Origin of the sequence: Larkinella terrae (assembly GCF_009668025.1) — a bacterium.
Classification (GTDB): domain Bacteria; phylum Bacteroidota; class Bacteroidia; order Cytophagales; family Spirosomataceae; genus Larkinella; species Larkinella terrae.
This window is the reverse complement of record NZ_WJXZ01000006.1, coordinates 186,052-202,153: the sequence shown is the minus strand read 5'-3', so window position 1 is coordinate 202,153 and position 16,102 is coordinate 186,052. Positions and strand designations below refer to the sequence as shown.

Genomic DNA, 16,102 nt, shown 5'->3' with positions numbered 1-16,102 from the left:
TCGTTTTATACTTCTTCTCCGTGGAGCTCTTCGCTCTTCCGTTTCCGCGGTTTCTCCGGTTCCGGAAGCGGCAATGGCTGCGGATAAGGCTGATCTTCGTAGGCCGAGTTGTCGACTGCCTTGAAGCGCGACATGAACGAATACATGGCTGGAATAACAAAGAGCGTCAGTACCAGTGAGAACATAATTCCACCCACGATAACGACCCCGAGCGGAATCCGGCTTTTAGCAGCTGCACCGAGACCCATTGCAATCGGTAATGCCCCAAAGGCTGTTACGAGACTCGTCATCAGAATCGGGCGGAGCCGCAGCGCAGAAGCTTCGATAGCGGCCTCTACTTTATTCATACCTTCCTTCCGTTTCTCGTTGGCAAACTCCACGATTAGAATCCCGTTTTTCGTCACCAGACCCACCAACATGATGATACCGATCTGCGAGAAAATATTGAGGGTCTGATTGAACATCCAGAGGGATAAAACCGCCCCCGCAATCGCCAGCGGCACGGTTAGCATGATGATGAACGGATCGGTAAAGCTCTCAAACTGAGCCGCCAGAATCAGGTAAATCAGCACCAGCGCCAGGACAAACGCAAACAAAGTGTTTGACGAACTTTCGGCGTAGTCACGGGATGAACCGGCAAGCGCCGTCTGGAAAGTGTCGTCGAGCGTGCGGGCCGCAATAGCCCGCATGGCATCAACGCCATCACCAATGGTTTTGCCCGGAGCCAGACCGGCGGATACCGTTGCGGCTTTAAACCGGTTGTAGTGATATACCTGCGGGGGACTGGATACTTCGGCGAATTTCACGAGGTTATCCAACTGAACGAGGTTGCCTACATTATTCCGAACGTAGAACGACGCCAGATCGACCGGTTCGTCGCGGTCATCGCGCGACACCTGACCAATCACCTGGTATTGCTTCCCGTTCATAAGGAAGTAGGCCAGACGCCGGTTGCTGAGGGCCAGCTGAAGTGTTTGGGCCACATCCTGAACCGTTACGCCAAGACTCGTCGCTTTTTCGCGATCGATAGTCAGGTTCAATTCCGGTTTGTTAAACTTCAAATCCACATCAAAACCCTGAAAGGTGGGATCTTTCTGCACCTCATCCATGAATTTCGGCAATGCCTGTTGCAGCTTGTCAAAATTCAGGTTCTGAATCACAAACTGAACGGGAAGTCCCCCGCCCCCACCACCGCCACCGCGTCCGACCTGGATGGTCTGCTCCTGGGTAGCATTCATACGGGCTTCACTGAAGTTCTTCAGGTTTTTGCTCAGGAAATCAGTAATATCCTGTTGTGACCGTTTCCGATCTTTCGAGTCGACCAGGTTAAGCGCAACGAAGCCGGAGTTAACGGCCCCCGAACCTGAATTGCCGGGAGCAATAACGCTGAACGTAAAGTTGATTTCCGGCACCGAATCCAGCACAAATTGATTGACTTTGTCCGAGATCCGGCTCATGGCTTCGTAACTCGTTCCTTCGGGAGCCGTAATCGGAATCCGAACCCGACCCCGGTCTTCGAGCGGAGCCAACTCCGATTTCAAGGTCGAACCAATGCCGAATATAATGGCGATACAAACCGCAATCAGCCCAAATGCCCACCGACGGCGGCCCATGAAATCGGTCAGCGAAGACCGGTAGGATTCATCCAGCCACTGGTAAAAAGGTTCGGTTTTCCGGTAAAACCACGATCCTTTTCCGTGATCCTTGCTGACCAGCTTAACACTCAAAACCGGGGTGAGAGTCAGGGAAACGAACGCCGAAATCAATACGGAACTGGCGACAACGACCCCGAATTCGCGAAAGAGTCGACCCGTAAAACCTTCCAGAAAGATTACCGGCAAAAACACGATTGCCAACGTTGCGGAGGTGGAAATAACGGCAAAGAAAATCTCTTCCGACCCTTCTTTCGCGGCCCGTTTCAGCTCCATTCCACCTTCGATTTTTTTGAAGATGTTTTCCGTTACCACAATCCCGTCATCCACCACCAGACCGGTTGCCAGAACGATTCCGAGCAGCGTTAACACGTTGATACTAAACCCGGAAATATACATCACGAAAAACGTTCCGATCAGCGAAACCGGAATATCGATCAGCGGTCGAATGGAGATCAGCCAGTCGCGGAAGAACAGGTAGATGACAATAACAACCAGAACGAAAGCCAGCAGGATGGTTTCCCCCACTTCTTCGATCGATTTCCGAATAAAAATCGTCCGGTCGATCCCGTTCCGAATCTTGATATCGGGCGGCAATTCCCGTTTAATGTCATTCAGACGCCGGTTAAATTCATCGGCAATGGCCACATAATTGGCGCCCGGCTGCGGAATCATCACCAGAATAGCACCCGAAGCGTTGTTCTGCTTGGCGGAAGACTCTTCATTTTCCGGCCCTAAAACCGCATAGCCCACATCCTTAAACCGCACAATCTGGTTGGCGGTCTGACGCAGAATTAGGTTATTGAAATCCTCTTCCGTGGATAACCGGCCGGCGGCTTTAACGGTCAGCTCCGTGTTGTTTCCGTAGATTTTACCACCCGGCAACTCAACATTCTGGCGGGTCAGGGCATCCTGAATATCCTGAGCGGTCAAGCGATAGGCCGAAAGTTTGTGTGGGTCGATCCAGAGCCGCATGGCGGGGCGTTTTAGACCGAAAATCATCACCTGGCTGACACCGGGAATAGTTTGCAAACGCTCCTGAAGCACGTTTTCCGCATAATCCGACAACTGCATCGGATTGCGGGTGGTGCTCTGAATCGGCATGAAAATAATCGGATCGGAGTTGGCATCCGCCTTGCTCACCACCGGTGGCGCATCGATGTCCTGCGGAAGTTGCCGCTGCGATTGCGCCACTTTGTCCCGAACGTCGTTGGCGGCCCGCTCCAGGTCGGCACCTAATTCAAATTCGATCGTAATGTTACTACTGCCGAGTGCGCTGTTCGACGAGATGGTTCGAATGCCTTCGATACTGTTAAGCGATTTTTCAATCGGTTCCGTAATCTGGGATTCGATAATCTCCGGGTTAGCACCGACGTAGCTGGTCCGAACCGAAATAATCGGCGGATCAATGGCCGGGTATTCGCGCACGCCCAGAAAGGTAAAGCCAATCACCCCGAACAGGATGATGACAATCGACATTACCATGGCGAATACCGGTCGACGTAAACTTACTGAAGGTAAACTCATAGGATTAGCTCGTTATTTCATGCTGGCACTATTACCCGCACCGGAACCTTCGGCTGATTGGCTCTGGTTCTGACCCGTCAATTTTTCAATTTTAGCCACTTTAACCGGCGATTCCGGACGGAGGAAAATCAAACCGGTCGTAGCCACAGAGTCGCCTTTCTGCAACCCCTGCGTGACCTCGACAACACTGGCGTTTCGCAAACCAATTTTTACATCCTGAAAAACCGCCTTTCCGTTTTTAATCACCACGACCTGGCTACCACGCGTTTGAGGAATAACTGACTGCGTCGGCACGATCAGCGCATTTGAGGTGTTGATCACCAGATTCACTTTCGCAAACGTACCGGGACGAAGGTTCGACGAGTTGTTGTTCACCCGCGCCCGAATGCGCAAATTCCGGGTCGCTTCTTCAACCCCCGGCTCAATGGCATACACCGATCCGTTAAACGTTTTGTCCGATCCGTCAATCTGAAACGAAATAACGCTGCCGATTTTTACAGACGGGCCATATTTTTCCGGCACCGAAAAGTCCAGCTTCATCGAGTTCGTCTGCTGCAACCTGGCAATCAACGTGTTCGGACTCACAACGGCTCCCAGGCTGACGTTCCGCAAACCCATACTGCCCGAAAAGGGCGCCCGGATTTCCGTTTTGCGCAGAGCCGCTTTGGTCACCTCGATATCGGCCAGTGTACCTTTCAGGTTGGTAACGATGATGTCGTATTCCTGCTGACTAATACCACCCCGCTGCAACAATTGTTTATTCCGTTCTTCAATTCGGCGGTTATTTTCTTCCAATGACCGCAATTTCAGCAATTGTGCCTGTAAATCACCATCATATAATTTAACAAGGAGCGTTCCCTGGCTAACGGAACGGCCTTCCTGAATGTTCAATTCAACAATCCGACCCGAAATTTCCGGGTAAATATCCACCTGCTCGGAGGCAAGAAGGGAACCCGTTGCCACTACCTCATCTTTCAGATTTTGCGAGGTTACCACAAAGACATTCACCGCCGTTGGTCCACCACCGGGCCGACCGCCAGCCTGCCCGGACGGAGCACCTCCCCGGCCGCCACCCGAACCACCGGGTTGTTGTTTATAAAACTTGTTGTAATAGATGACGCCACCTAATACCAGCACCACCAGAATAATTGCAATCCACCTTTTCACAGAAATAGCGTGTTGAATCGAGCGCGGCATTGCGCCCTTTGAGAAAGTAACATCAGACAGCAGGTTTACTGTCTGAATCTGATTTTTCAGCTAACTTAGCACCGAAATTACTCCATTACAACAAGCCATGACAGTTGACGAATACATTAATCGACAAACACCCGAAATTCACCGCTTATTAGCCCAAATACGTCGATTAATCCTGGATGCGTCCCCAAAAATTCAGGAAAAAATTAGCTGGGGCGTACCTTTTTACCTTTACAAAGGCCATTTGTGTTACCTCAATCCGCTCCGAACGCCGGTAGCCGCCGTCGATATTTGCTTTCTGAGAGGCTACGAATTAGCGGATGAGCGGGGCGTTCTGGAAGGCCGTGGCCGCCGAACCGTCAAGTCCATTATTGTTCAGGCGGACGCCGTCAACGAAGATCTGATTCGGGAATTAATCCAGGACGCGATTTTGCTCAACGAAACCTCGAAGGAAAAACCGGCCGTTTTTCACAAGAAAAGAGAGTAAAAAATGAGAATATCGAATGATGAATGTAAAATGACGAATGTAAAAGTTTTCCGGGCGCGCTCGCTTTTACATTTTACATTCATCATTTTACATTTATGATTAAAACTACCTTCCACAAAGTTTGCGGTAATCGCACCATTCGCAGATTTTTTTGTCGGCGGTTTTCCGGAAAGGCTGGTTGGGATCGAACAGTTCGGCGATGAGTTTGCGGAGATGCATTTCCGTTTGTACAACGAATTCTTCGGGCGGTCCCAGGTACAGCTTGTTTTCCATAAAACCGCCTTCCAGATTTCGGAACGAATAAAAACCAGCGACCACGTTGGTTTTCGTGCCGTCGATCCACTCGTCGCCAAACTGCAATCCCTTGTTTTGCAGCATTTTCCGGTACACCAGATACTGGTAAAGCCATAACTGCCGCGCCTTATCTTTCAGGGCGTCGGTCAAGAGCAGGTCGATGGTTTTAACATCCGCATCTTTGGCTTCCACTTTACCGGTTTTGTAGTCGGCCACCCGAATCTGTACCGAACCGTCGGGCATCCTCAGACGCTCGACCCGGTCGATCTTTCCGGCAATTCGGATGGGTATCGTCCCGATGGCAGTTTCAACCAGCAGTTCCGCATCCCATTCTTCTTCCGTTTGCAAGACCTCCAGGTTTTTGCCATACTTTTCGGCCTGCAACGCATTGAAACGCACCATCAGATCTTCGGCAACCCGGTACAGCAAGCGGTTCATGCCCGACTCCGTCATGCGGTTCGCAAACGTTTCCTCGTACTTCCGTTTCAGCGTTTCAATCACGGTTTCATTCGTCACCTCCTCCCCGACCATGCGGTGTTCCTGATCGAGCGTTTCGAGCGTGTTATGAATCCATTGTCCAAACTCGGCCGCATCCATACCGTCGCTCACCTCGTCATCTTCTTCCATCTTGATGACCCGGCTGAAATAATATTTGAGCGAACAGCTCACAAAATTATTCAGCGAAGTAGGATAAATTCCCCCGAAAGTGCGGTTTTTGACCGGATCGAACTGGGCCGTCAAATCTCTTTTCAGCTTCGCCAGAATCGCGTCGCTTTTCGGGATTTCAAGCGTATCGAACGGTAACATCACCGGTTTTTTGTCCGCAAGTTGTCCAAACCGCACCGTAGGGTAGCTAACGGTTATATTTCCGCCCGACGCCGGGACCAGTTCGTGTTCAATCTGCCGGATAAACCGGCTTTTTTCACCCTTGCTGGTGCCGTAAGCGTCGGCGGAAGTAACATACAGCAGCGATACATTTTTCGCTCGCTGCAATAACCGGTAAAAGTGGTACGACATGACCGATTCCTGATCCTGATAGGTCGGCAAACCGACTTCCACGCAGGCATCGAACGGAATCAGCGAGTTGAGCTTCCGCGACTGCGGCAAAACGCCTTCGTTTACCGACAGAATGATCAGGTGATCAAAATCCAGCGCCCGCGTTTCGAGCATTCCCATCACCTGCAGCGCACTGCCGCCCTCGCTCTCGAACGGAATGCTGGTTTGCCGGATCAGTTCGTACAAAAACTGCTTTAAGCTCTTGATGGTCACCAGTTCGTTGCGTTGCTCGCGTTCGAGCGTGGTTTCCAGTTGGCGCAGTAAATTCTGGAATAGATACAGGTATTCGGTTTCAATTGCATCCTGCTGGTCGGTATACACTTCTTTCAAGACATCGATCAGCGCGTAAAACTGGTGAATGATGACCAGCGGTTTATCGTCGGGCCACCGGCGAAACAGCACCTCGAACAGCGGGCTGCCGTCGCCCATTTGCAGCAACTGTTTTTCGTCCAGATACACCAGATTATCGGTCGTAATGGTGTTGATGGCGCGCTGGACAATCCGCACCGGAGCGGTTTTCGACGCTTTGGATTCCACCTGTTCATACTGCCGGATGAACGGATGATTCAGCACTTTCACTACGTTCCGGTGGTTGAATTTCGGGATAAAAACCGTACCGCTGCCGTCTTTTTTCTGAAAAGCCGCCACCGTTCGCTGCATTTCGAAAAGGGCATCGACCAGTGTAAACAGATTGGAATTCTGCAACGAAAGCCCCATCGTAACGTTCAGATCGCTTACTGAACCGCCGAGTGAATACAGCACCGGTAACAACAAGGTTTCATCGCCCAGCACCAGCGCGGTCGTACTGGATTCGGAATCATCGACCGGTTTTTGGCGGTACAATTGGCTGGCCACTTTGGCCTGCATGCTGGCATTCGGAACGCCGATAATTTGGATGTGTTTGGGCGTTTCGGTAAGGTTTTTCTCTTCCCAGGTCCAGGGGCCGGTCCAACCGGCGGTTTTATACGTTCGCAGCATTTTTCCGGCTTCCTGTCGCCGGGACTGCATGTAGTACGAATCCGTATCCCAGAGCATTTCAGCTTTCTGGGCCTTCACCAGCGTTTTAACAATCTCCTCTTCCGAACGGCTGAGGGCGTTGAACCCGACAAAATAGAGTTTTTCATACGCCGGATTGTCGCGCACCAGCTCGTCGACCCGGTTAGCCAGCAAGCGGTACGCCATGCCCCGGTACGCCCAGCCTTTCGCCAAAAGCCGGTCGTGCAGCGCCTGGTAGGCGATTTCCAGATTTTCGAATAATTTGAAATACCGCTGCGTACCGGCGGTTTCGAGTTTGGGTGCCCGGCCGTCGGGCAGTTCGAGTTTCCAGCGTTCGAGGGCTTTGGCGGCTGTCATGTAACTAAATAGCTCGGAAGGCGAAATCATGTACTGGTCGATGCGGTCGAAGTCGGTGAGCAGGATGCTCGCCCAGTTCAAAAACCGCCCAAATTCCAGCGAATCGTCGATTTCCTTGAATACTTCGAACAGTTCGAACAGTAAACTGACCGGATCGATCAGCAACACGCCCGCGCTCTGCATGATAAAATCGTCGACGGCCAGGACGTGGGGCGACAAAAAGGGCGTGTCGGCGTGTTCGCTCAGGTGCTGCTGGAACGTGGATACCGCCCGACGCGTTGGCACAATCACCCAAACGTTGTCCATCCGCGTTTGATGGCGCTGGAAAATATGATTGGCAACCAGGCGTAAGAATGACATTTAATGGGGCCGGGCATCGACGATTCGGGCTACCCGGAAATACAGTAGTTGATTATCAAAAATACGGCGAAAACTACGGTTTTGCAAGGTTCAATGAAACCGGTCGGGCCGAACTTCCAGTGTTTTCATAATATCAGCTTCGGCTTCCAGAAATTCTTTCCAGCGTTTTCTGACCCGCTCTTTGGGGTTGTACTCTTCCGCCAGTTCGATAAAATTGCGGTAATGACCGGCTTCCGAAATCATCAGTTCGCGGTAAAATTTTTGCAGCGGTTCGTCGGACAGGCTCTCGGACAGCAACTTAAAGCGCTCCGCGCTTCGGGCTTCAATGAGCGCATTCAGCAGCAGTTTTTCCATCAATTGCTCGTTTCGGGCGCTCGGTTTCCGCAGAATCTGCTGCAATTGATTCACGTATTCGTCCTTGCGCGGTTTTCCGAGCGGGATGTTCCGTTTCCGCAATTCTTTTAACACCCGCTGAAAATGACCCCATTCTTCAGCCACCACCGGCGTCAGCACCTCGACCAGCTTTTCGTGTTCGGGATACTGAACGATCAGCGAGATACACGACGATGCGGCTTTTTGCTCACAAAACGCGTGATCGATCAGGATATCGCCGAGGTTCATTCGGGCAATATCGACCCAGCGCGGGTCGGTCGGGAGCTCCAGTCCTAAGGTTGTAATCACAATTCGATCAGTTTTTCCAATTCGCGGTCCCATCGATACGGCGAGTCGCCGGTCTGGTAAAAACCGCCCAGCCAGCGTTCCACCGGGTTCAGCGTCCGCCGACCGGCAATGATGTCGGCACCGGTTTCGGTCAGACCCACGCCCTCTTCGGTGTAAGCCCACAATTTTCCATTCAGTTGCCGAATGGTTTCGCCGATGCTCAAATCCGTGATTCCGTAAACCCGGTCCTGTTTCAAAAACCGCCCGATCAGGTCCGATTCGGGCATTGGGCCTTCCATCAACGTAGCCGTCAGCAGGTGTTCGATCAGATTCAGGCGGTTTTCGGTAAACGGAAACCGCTGCAAATGTAGGGTCAAGGCGGTTTTCAAAAACCGCAATCGGCCAAAATCCGCCCCCAGAAGTTTCTGAATTTCCAGCGGATCCGGTCCGGCGTAGGCGTTCCAGACTTTCAGCGCCAGCTCCAGTTCGTGTTGAGTCAACTCTTCGGCCTGCAAAAACAGGGTCGCCAGCTGGGCTCCGTTCAATTCTCCGATTCCCTTAAAAAACGGCACACCCGGAAACGAATCCACCGAAACCTGTTTGATTCTGGTGGTTCCCAACGGCCGTTGACCCAGTTGCGCCAGCAGAAAAACCAGGTTGATCTGGCAAAACAGATCGTGCTCGAACCAGAGGTAAATCTCTTCGTAATCGGCCGGATTTGCTATTTTTTCAAATTCCTGAACCACCAGCTGGTTGTATTTCTCTGGCTGCGGTTGTTCGTCGGCCACCTTGTGCCACGCCCGCCGAATGTCCCAGAGTTCGTTCAGCGAAACGTCGGCGTTGACGGGGCCTTCCGATAGCGCTTCCCGCCAGACGGCGACTTCGGCCTGATCGGTTTTTCCCAGAATATTCGCGTCGGCGAAGGAGACGGCGGTTGAGTCGCCATTGAGGATGTGGAGGATTTTCACGGGTTCGTTTTAGTCAAATAATAACCAGTGGACCCCGAATGCAAACGAGCGGTTGATGGTCCGGTAATAAGGCGCACTGTAATAAATTTTGTTGAACAGATCCTGATTGGCGTGGGCCAGTTTCAGGAAAAGACGGACGCGGTTGATCCGGAAATTCGCAAACGGTTCGGCCATGATGTAATCGCCAAGCTTCGTTTCGTTCTGCAAGTGATACTGCTGGGTCAGCGGCATGTACTGATCCGCAAAATAAGCCGATTTGTAATGAAACTGAATGCCCGTCAGCACATATAACTTTTTAAACAACAGAAAGTTATATTCAACCCGGGCGTTGGCAAACAGCCTCGGAATCCGCAGCACATCGCGCGAAACCAGCGTATAATAACCCTGGCCAACGGCGGCAAACCGGCCCGCTTTAAACTCAAACCCAAAACCCGTACGCAAAACGCTGAATGGGTTATTTTCCTGTCTCGGAACCCCAACTGTGTCGAAATAAATATAATTCGACAGCAGGTAATAATCCAGACCGGGACTCAAAACCAGTTTTCCAACCTTCAGATTCAACTGTCCGTACGCGTGCTGGGTACCGCGCAACTGAAATTGGGAAGACTGCCGCGTCACGTGATCCCACTGGTAATTATTGCTGATAAAACGCGTCTGAACCAGCGTTGGCGAGGCAAAAATACTCTCGTAACCCGCCGTCAGAAACCGGCTTTCCAGTCGCCCGTGAAACCGGACATCCCGGCCCAGCAAGTATTCGACTTCCGCCGTGGCCCGCGTCAGGCTGTCCGGGAAGTAGTAACCCAGCCAACCACCCACGATCGTTTCAAACCGGTTGGTTTTGAAAGTCGAATCCGGCAGCAGCCGACCGACATTGAACGTATAGCTCTGGCCATAAACCCGGTTTCGGAGCCAGGCGCGGTAATTAAAAGCCGATCCACGAGTCTCAAACTGTCCTTTTATGCCAATCTGATTATCCAGCAGCCGGAATCGCGTGGTCTGGTTCGTTTCCAGGCTATCGAAATAAACGCTGGGGTAAAACGGTTTCCGCTCCGGGTGGGACGAGTCAACGGGACGCAAATTGGAGGTTATATTCGGGTCCGAGAAGCTGTACGTCTGGGATCGGAAATCGATGATATTGTAAACCTGAAAAGCCGTATCGAGCACGTATTGATGGTACAAATGCAGGTCATTGCGCTTTTCGTGGGAATTGACGTTGGTCAAAACCGGCTGCAATTCAAAGTTGGAATTGATCGCGTTGCCGGAAACCGTATCGGGTTCAATCATCCCGCCCTGATCGGCCATCCGGTGGTTGATGTTGTTGTAATGCGCCAGCAGGGTGTATTTCTGGTTTTTTGAGCGGTAATTGGAGTGAACCAGAAAATTCCAGTTTTCGGCCAGTCGCTGCGTGGAAATCGAACCGGACGTACTGGAGGTTCCGCCAAACTGCAAATCCGAGGTCATCCGCTGGAGGTTGAAACCGAGATTCCAGCGCTGGTTTATATTCTGCGTAAAATCGAAATGGATGCGGTTTTGCCCGCGCCCGCCCAATACCAGGTCCATGTTCGTGTACGGCGAGCGGGTGTCGAAATACCGGACGGTTTGGGTCTGGTAGCCGTAAAGGCCGTAAACGTTATACCCCAGCTGGGTGCCAATGGCGGGCGATTCGTAAAAAACCGGTCGCAGGGCCGTACCCAGATTCCCCAGATCCGCATACTTATTTTCGAGCCGTTCGACGTAATGAGCCTGATGAATGCCCTCCAGAGTGGTATCAATAATAATCAGCGCTTTCCGGTTGTTCAACACGTCACTTTCCAGAAAATACCGGGTTGATTTGGGGCCGTAAATCATCTTCGTTGAGTCGTCCAGTATAGCCCCGCCCGCGCCTGCCCCCTTGCCACCGGTCGACGGAGTTGTTTGCCCCCCGGTCCGATTGGCTCCTCCCGGGAATGTCGGCAGTCGGGTGGGCAACTGCGCCGAAGCCGGAATGATCAACCAAAACAACAGGATACTTAAACAAAGAATATAAAGTCGGGTCATATTGTCTGAACTGGGATTCCGCCAATTTATTGATTCGCGGTGATTACTTTTCTCGCTTTTTAGTTTTTTTAACAACACGCTCCGACGGCCAACTACGAATCAGCGTTGAAATTGGGTACTCATTTCCCGAAACCGGTTTTCATCCTTCAGAAACTTCACTTCAATGGGCAAATAATAAAATCCGGTAGCATCCGCGCCCATTTCAGCCACCAGCGGAGCCAGTTTGACAAAATCCTTTTCGGTCGTCAAAACAGCAGCGCCCGGCGGTACCGCACGCTGAATCTTTTCCAGATCATCGGGCGTATACCGGTAATGGTCAGCGAATTGCAGGTGCCGAAGCATCGAAAACCGAGCTTTCACGTACTCTTCCAGCGGTTCAGGACGGGCAATTCCGGATACCAGAACGACGCTTTTCACCTCTTCCCCGTTTCTCGCCTGAACACCTAGCTCCGGCAAAAAACAGACCGGTTTCCCGTACCGAAAACCGGTAAAAAAAACCGGCACATCCGCCCGGCTGTACACTTGAATCCGCTGCCGAATCCCCGTTTGTTCGGCCGAACTCAGATTATCCGGGCATTTGGTTACCACAATCAGATCCGCCCGGCGGGCACCATGTCGCCGTTCGCGTAGCCGCCCGCCCGGAAAAGGCTGGTCCTGATAAAAAGGCCGGTTAAAATCCGTCAGCAGGATATTCAAATGCGGCTGAACCGGGCGATGCTGAAACGCATCATCCAGTATAATAACCTGTAAATCTGAACTATATTCCAACAGTTTCGTAATTGCTTCAGCCCGTTTTTCGCCCACGCTCACCGTCACCCGGACTTGATCGGGCCCGGCAGTTTTTCCATGTTTCCGGTACAAAAGTAAGGGTTCGTCGCCAATGGTGTCGGCGGTGTCGACATCCGTTGCAATCCGGAAGCCGTGTGTCCGGCGACCATACCCCCGGCTGAGCGTTGCCGTCGGGGCGGTTTTCTTTAGCAGATCGACCAGGTAATCGACATGGGGCGTTTTACCCGTTCCACCAACGGTAAGGTTTCCTACACTAATGGTATAGATTGGTGGCCTTAATGATTTAGTAATACTGCTGTCATACAATAAGTTACGAACATCAGTAATTCCGCCATAAAGCCAGTTGAGTGGAGTCAGCAATCGATCGAGCACTAAATTTTACGTAATAATTTATTAACAAGTCTGTTCAGTAACACCCAAAATTACTACTTTTAATGGTGAAAGCCGTCTCTTTCGCGTTACTATGAGTCTCAAGGCCACCTCCCTCAAATACACATTGCATTTTACGTTCGAGGCCGGAACGTCACGGGGCATATTAACCCAGAAAGACAGCTATTTCATCCGCATTTCCGACGACGAAGATCCTTCGGTGATTGGCTGGGGCGAATGCGCGCCACTCCGGGGCCTGAGCATTGACGACCGCCCTGATTTTGCCGAACAGCTCGCACAAACCTGCCAAACATTCAACCAGTTAGACCTGCAACTTTTTCACTGGAACATCCCGATTGTCCTGCAACTTATCAGCGACCAGTTGCCGTCGATCCAGTTTGGATTCGAAACCGCCATGCTCGATTACGTCAACGGCGGAACCCGCAAAGTTTTCGATACTGGTTTTATCAGTGGCGCTAAAGAACTGCCGATCAACGGGTTGGTGTGGATGGGAAAACCGGATTTCATGCGTCGGCAGATTGAGGACAAACTGGAAGCGGGCTTTACAACCATCAAGTTAAAGATCGGAGCCATTGATTTTCAGCAGGAATGCGCCCTGCTCGAATCCATTCGCAACCGGTTCAGCGCCGAGCAGATCACACTGCGCGTCGACGTCAACGGCGCTTTTGGTCAAGAAGATGCCCTGAACAAACTCAACTGCCTGGCGGTTTACGACATCCATTCCATCGAACAGCCCATCCGACCGGGTCAGCCGGAACTGATGGCGGAACTCTGTCGCCAGTCGCCGGTGCCCATTGCGCTCGATGAGGAATTGATCGGCCACATGGAATATGTCGACAAAATGCGGTTGTTGAAAAAGATTCAACCGCAATACATCATCCTGAAACCCACATTGTTAGGCGGTTTTAGCCATTGCTCTCAATGGATCGAAATTGCCAACCGGCTCGGCATTGGCTGGTGGATTACGTCCGCCCTTGAATCCAATATTGGCCTGAATGCGATTGCGCAGTATACCGCCCAGTTCAAAAATCCCCTTCCGCAGGGACTCGGTACCGGCCAGCTTTACCACAACAACATTGAAAGTCCGTTGACGATTGAAAGCGGTTTTCTGAAAACCGATCTCTCCAAAAGCTGGAATCTGGAAATGCTGGAAGCCGGTCGCGGAGTGCGGGTTGAAAGTTGATTCTAAAATTCTGCGTTAATTCGTCTCCTTCCGAAGACAGCTCCACCAGATCCAGGCAATATACATCGGCTGAAACAACAAGCGTGACCAGGTATACCAGGGCGAAGCCGGCAAACCACCCGGTGCCGGTAATTGGTTGATAGCCACGTTGATATTGGCCGGAAAGATTACCACGAGCAATATAATCAGACCCATTGCTGCCAGGCGCCGGAAGCGGGGCAACAGTAGACCGATGCCGCCCGCCATTTCGGCAATTCCGCTCAAAATAACCATTTCGTGGGCGTAAGGCAGCCAGTCGGCAATCATATACGCCAATTTTTCGGGCGACGCCAAGTGCGAAATTCCAATCAACGTGAATGCAATGGCGGCTGCAATGCGACCCTTTTTTGCGTGAGAAGCGAGTTGCTGCCGAAAGGCAAACCGGGAAACCAGCCATAAAACCGCCCAGATCGATACCAATAGAAAAAAGAAAGCCATGTTCGTAGTGCATTTGTGTGAAACAAAACTACGGGGCTGGCTACTGCGTAAAAATGACCTATGTTAGGAAAATCAGGGCATCAGTTGCTTCCGGATTCGGCTTAAACTTTCGGGGTGAATTCCCAGGTAGGAAGCAATGATCTTGACCGGAAGTTGCTGAACCAGTTGGGGTTGCCGTTGCAGCAAATCAAGGTAGCGTTCTTCGGCAGATTGGCTCAAAAACCGGATTTCGCGCTGGGTTCGGGCAATGTACAACCCTTCGGCCAGCAGTCGCCCAACTTTATTGCTGCCTTCCTGACTGCCGTAAAATCCCTGCAAGACATCGTAATGAATGCGCAATGTTTTGGTCGGGAAAAGCGCCTGAATAAAAATCTGCGACGGTTTTCGGGTCAGAAAAGACATGTAAGACGAAACGAAATGGTTGGGAAACCACAAATCGAGGCACTTTTCGCGCCCTTCGTTCACAAAATACGAGGACGTTCCCCCTTCCAGAATGAAATAAAGGTAATTTTCGAGTTCACCGGCCTGAGTCAGAAAGCTCTTTTTCGGGTATTCAGCGTATTCAAAAGCGTTGATAAACGGCTGCCACTCAGCCGATTTGCGGCTGAGGATTCCGTTCATGAACTGCTGTAACCGATCGAGGTGAACCGGATTCATCGTTTGGTTTTATACCCAGTTAATGCCTTTTTTTAGTTTATGCAAGGTTTCCTCCTCGCGGCTTCCGGGTTGTGGCTGGTAGTCATAAACCCAGTTGGCTTGTGGGGGCATGCTCATCAGAATGGATTCCGTGCGTCCGTTGGTTTCCAGGCCGAACTTGGTTCCCCGGTCCCAGACCAGATTGAACTCTACGTAGCGACCCCGGCGCAGCATCTGCCATTTTTTCTCGGTTTCGCCAAACGGCAAATCCCGGTTTTTCTGCATGAAATAGGTATAAATCGGGGCAAACGAATTGCCGATTTCCTGCACAAAGGCAAACAAAGCCGCTTTGTGATCGTCGTCGATTGGGCGCAGGTAATCGAAGAAAACTCCGCCAATGCCGCGCGTTTCGGCCCGGTGACGGATGAAAAAATAATCGTCGGCCCAGGTTTTGAATTTGGCGTAATAGTCCGGATGATGCCGGTCACAGGCGGTTTTGAGCTGCTCATGAAACCAGCGCGCATCCTCGTCGTCGACGTAATGAGGAGTCAGGTCAATACCGCCCCCGAACCAGCATTCGCCCGTACTGAGTTCAAAATACCGCACGTTCATGTGAATGATCGGTACCAGCGGGCTGTGCGGATGAATGACAATGGAGACGCCGGTGGCGTAAAAATCGGCTGGTTCCGACCTATTCATCTGTTTGAGCGTCGCTTCCGAAGCCGGGCCGTGCACGGCCGAAAACAGCACCCCGCCTTTTTCGATTACGTCGCCGTTCTGGATAATTCGCGTCCGGCCTCCCCCGCCTTCGGCCCGTTCCCAAAGATCTTCGTGAAAACGCGCTTTTCCGTCGGTTTCTTCGAGCGCCCGGCAAATCCGATCCTGTAAACCGGTAAAAAAATCAGTAATCGTTTGTTTATCGAAAGCCATTCGTGGTATGTACCGACAGACTTGAGTCCGTCAGATCCTAAATAAAACAGAGACAAAAATAGAAAGAAGCTTATTTAATCACAGTGACATGCGGACTAAAGTCCGTCGG

At 51.5% G+C, this 16,102-nt stretch carries 12 protein-coding genes; 2 read left to right on the top strand and 10 right to left on the bottom strand.

Annotated features, from left to right (window positions below):
* Nucleotides 1–5 precede the first annotated feature (5 nt).
* On the bottom strand, nt 6–3,179 hold the full coding sequence (locus GJJ30_RS11565; RefSeq protein ID WP_154175314.1) for an efflux RND transporter permease subunit: 3,174 nt from the start codon (nt 3,177–3,179) through the stop codon (nt 6–8).
* A 12-nt stretch (nt 3,180–3,191) separates the two neighbouring features.
* Nucleotides 3,192–4,346: an efflux RND transporter periplasmic adaptor subunit gene (locus tag GJJ30_RS11560; RefSeq protein ID WP_310588230.1), complete on the bottom strand. Its 1,155-nt coding sequence runs from the start codon at nt 4,344–4,346 to the stop codon at nt 3,192–3,194.
* A 127-nt stretch (nt 4,347–4,473) separates the two neighbouring features.
* Here GJJ30_RS11560 and GJJ30_RS11555 point away from each other — a divergent pair, with 127 nt between their 5' ends.
* Nucleotides 4,474–4,860: a DUF1801 domain-containing protein gene (locus tag GJJ30_RS11555; RefSeq protein ID WP_154175312.1), complete on the top strand. Its 387-nt coding sequence runs from the start codon at nt 4,474–4,476 to the stop codon at nt 4,858–4,860.
* A gap of 105 nt (nt 4,861–4,965) precedes the next feature.
* Here GJJ30_RS11555 and GJJ30_RS11550 read toward each other — a convergent pair whose 3' ends face one another.
* From GJJ30_RS11550 to lpxK, 5 genes are all read right to left on the bottom strand, one after another.
* Nucleotides 4,966–7,923: a PD-(D/E)XK nuclease family protein gene (locus GJJ30_RS11550; protein ID WP_154175311.1), complete on the bottom strand. Its 2,958-nt coding sequence runs from the start codon at nt 7,921–7,923 to the stop codon at nt 4,966–4,968.
* A gap of 90 nt (nt 7,924–8,013) precedes the next feature.
* Nucleotides 8,014–8,607: a MiaE family protein gene (locus GJJ30_RS11545; protein WP_310588236.1), complete on the bottom strand. Its 594-nt coding sequence runs from the start codon at nt 8,605–8,607 to the stop codon at nt 8,014–8,016.
* A complete protein-coding gene (locus GJJ30_RS11540; RefSeq protein WP_154175309.1) occupies nt 8,601–9,551 on the bottom strand; it encodes a DUF1835 domain-containing protein in 951 nt (316 codons plus the stop codon). Before GJJ30_RS11540 ends, GJJ30_RS11545 begins: the two co-directional genes overlap by 7 nt.
* Before the next feature lie 9 nt (nt 9,552–9,560).
* Nucleotides 9,561–11,588, bottom strand: a complete 2,028-nt coding sequence (locus GJJ30_RS11535; RefSeq protein WP_154175308.1) for a putative porin — start codon at nt 11,586–11,588, stop codon at nt 9,561–9,563.
* 99 nt (nt 11,589–11,687) lie between these two features.
* A complete protein-coding gene (gene lpxK, locus GJJ30_RS11530; RefSeq protein WP_154175307.1) occupies nt 11,688–12,737 on the bottom strand; it encodes a tetraacyldisaccharide 4'-kinase in 1,050 nt (349 codons plus the stop codon).
* Between the two features lie 103 nt (nt 12,738–12,840).
* On the opposite strand from lpxK, the gene menC reads away from it, so the two are divergent.
* The gene (gene menC, locus GJJ30_RS11525) at nt 12,841–13,950 is read left to right on the top strand and encodes an o-succinylbenzoate synthase (protein WP_154175306.1); all 1,110 of its coding nucleotides are present in this window, start codon (nt 12,841–12,843) and stop codon (nt 13,948–13,950) included.
* 15 nt (nt 13,951–13,965) lie between these two features.
* On the opposite strand, the gene GJJ30_RS11520 is transcribed toward menC, so the two are convergent.
* The 3 genes from GJJ30_RS11520 to hemF all read right to left on the bottom strand — a co-directional run bounded on the left by GJJ30_RS11520 (nt 13,966) and on the right by hemF (nt 15,993).
* On the bottom strand, nt 13,966–14,427 hold the full coding sequence (locus GJJ30_RS11520) for a DoxX family protein (protein WP_154175305.1): 462 nt from the start codon (nt 14,425–14,427) through the stop codon (nt 13,966–13,968).
* Nucleotides 14,428–14,499: 72 nt separating this feature from the next.
* On the bottom strand, nt 14,500–15,084 hold the full coding sequence (locus tag GJJ30_RS11515; RefSeq protein ID WP_154175304.1) for a Crp/Fnr family transcriptional regulator: 585 nt from the start codon (nt 15,082–15,084) through the stop codon (nt 14,500–14,502).
* 9 nt (nt 15,085–15,093) lie between these two features.
* Complete coding sequence (gene hemF, locus GJJ30_RS11510; RefSeq protein WP_154175303.1) at nt 15,094–15,993, bottom strand: oxygen-dependent coproporphyrinogen oxidase; 900 nt, start codon at nt 15,991–15,993, stop codon at nt 15,094–15,096.
* Nucleotides 15,994–16,102: the final 109 nt, after the last annotated feature.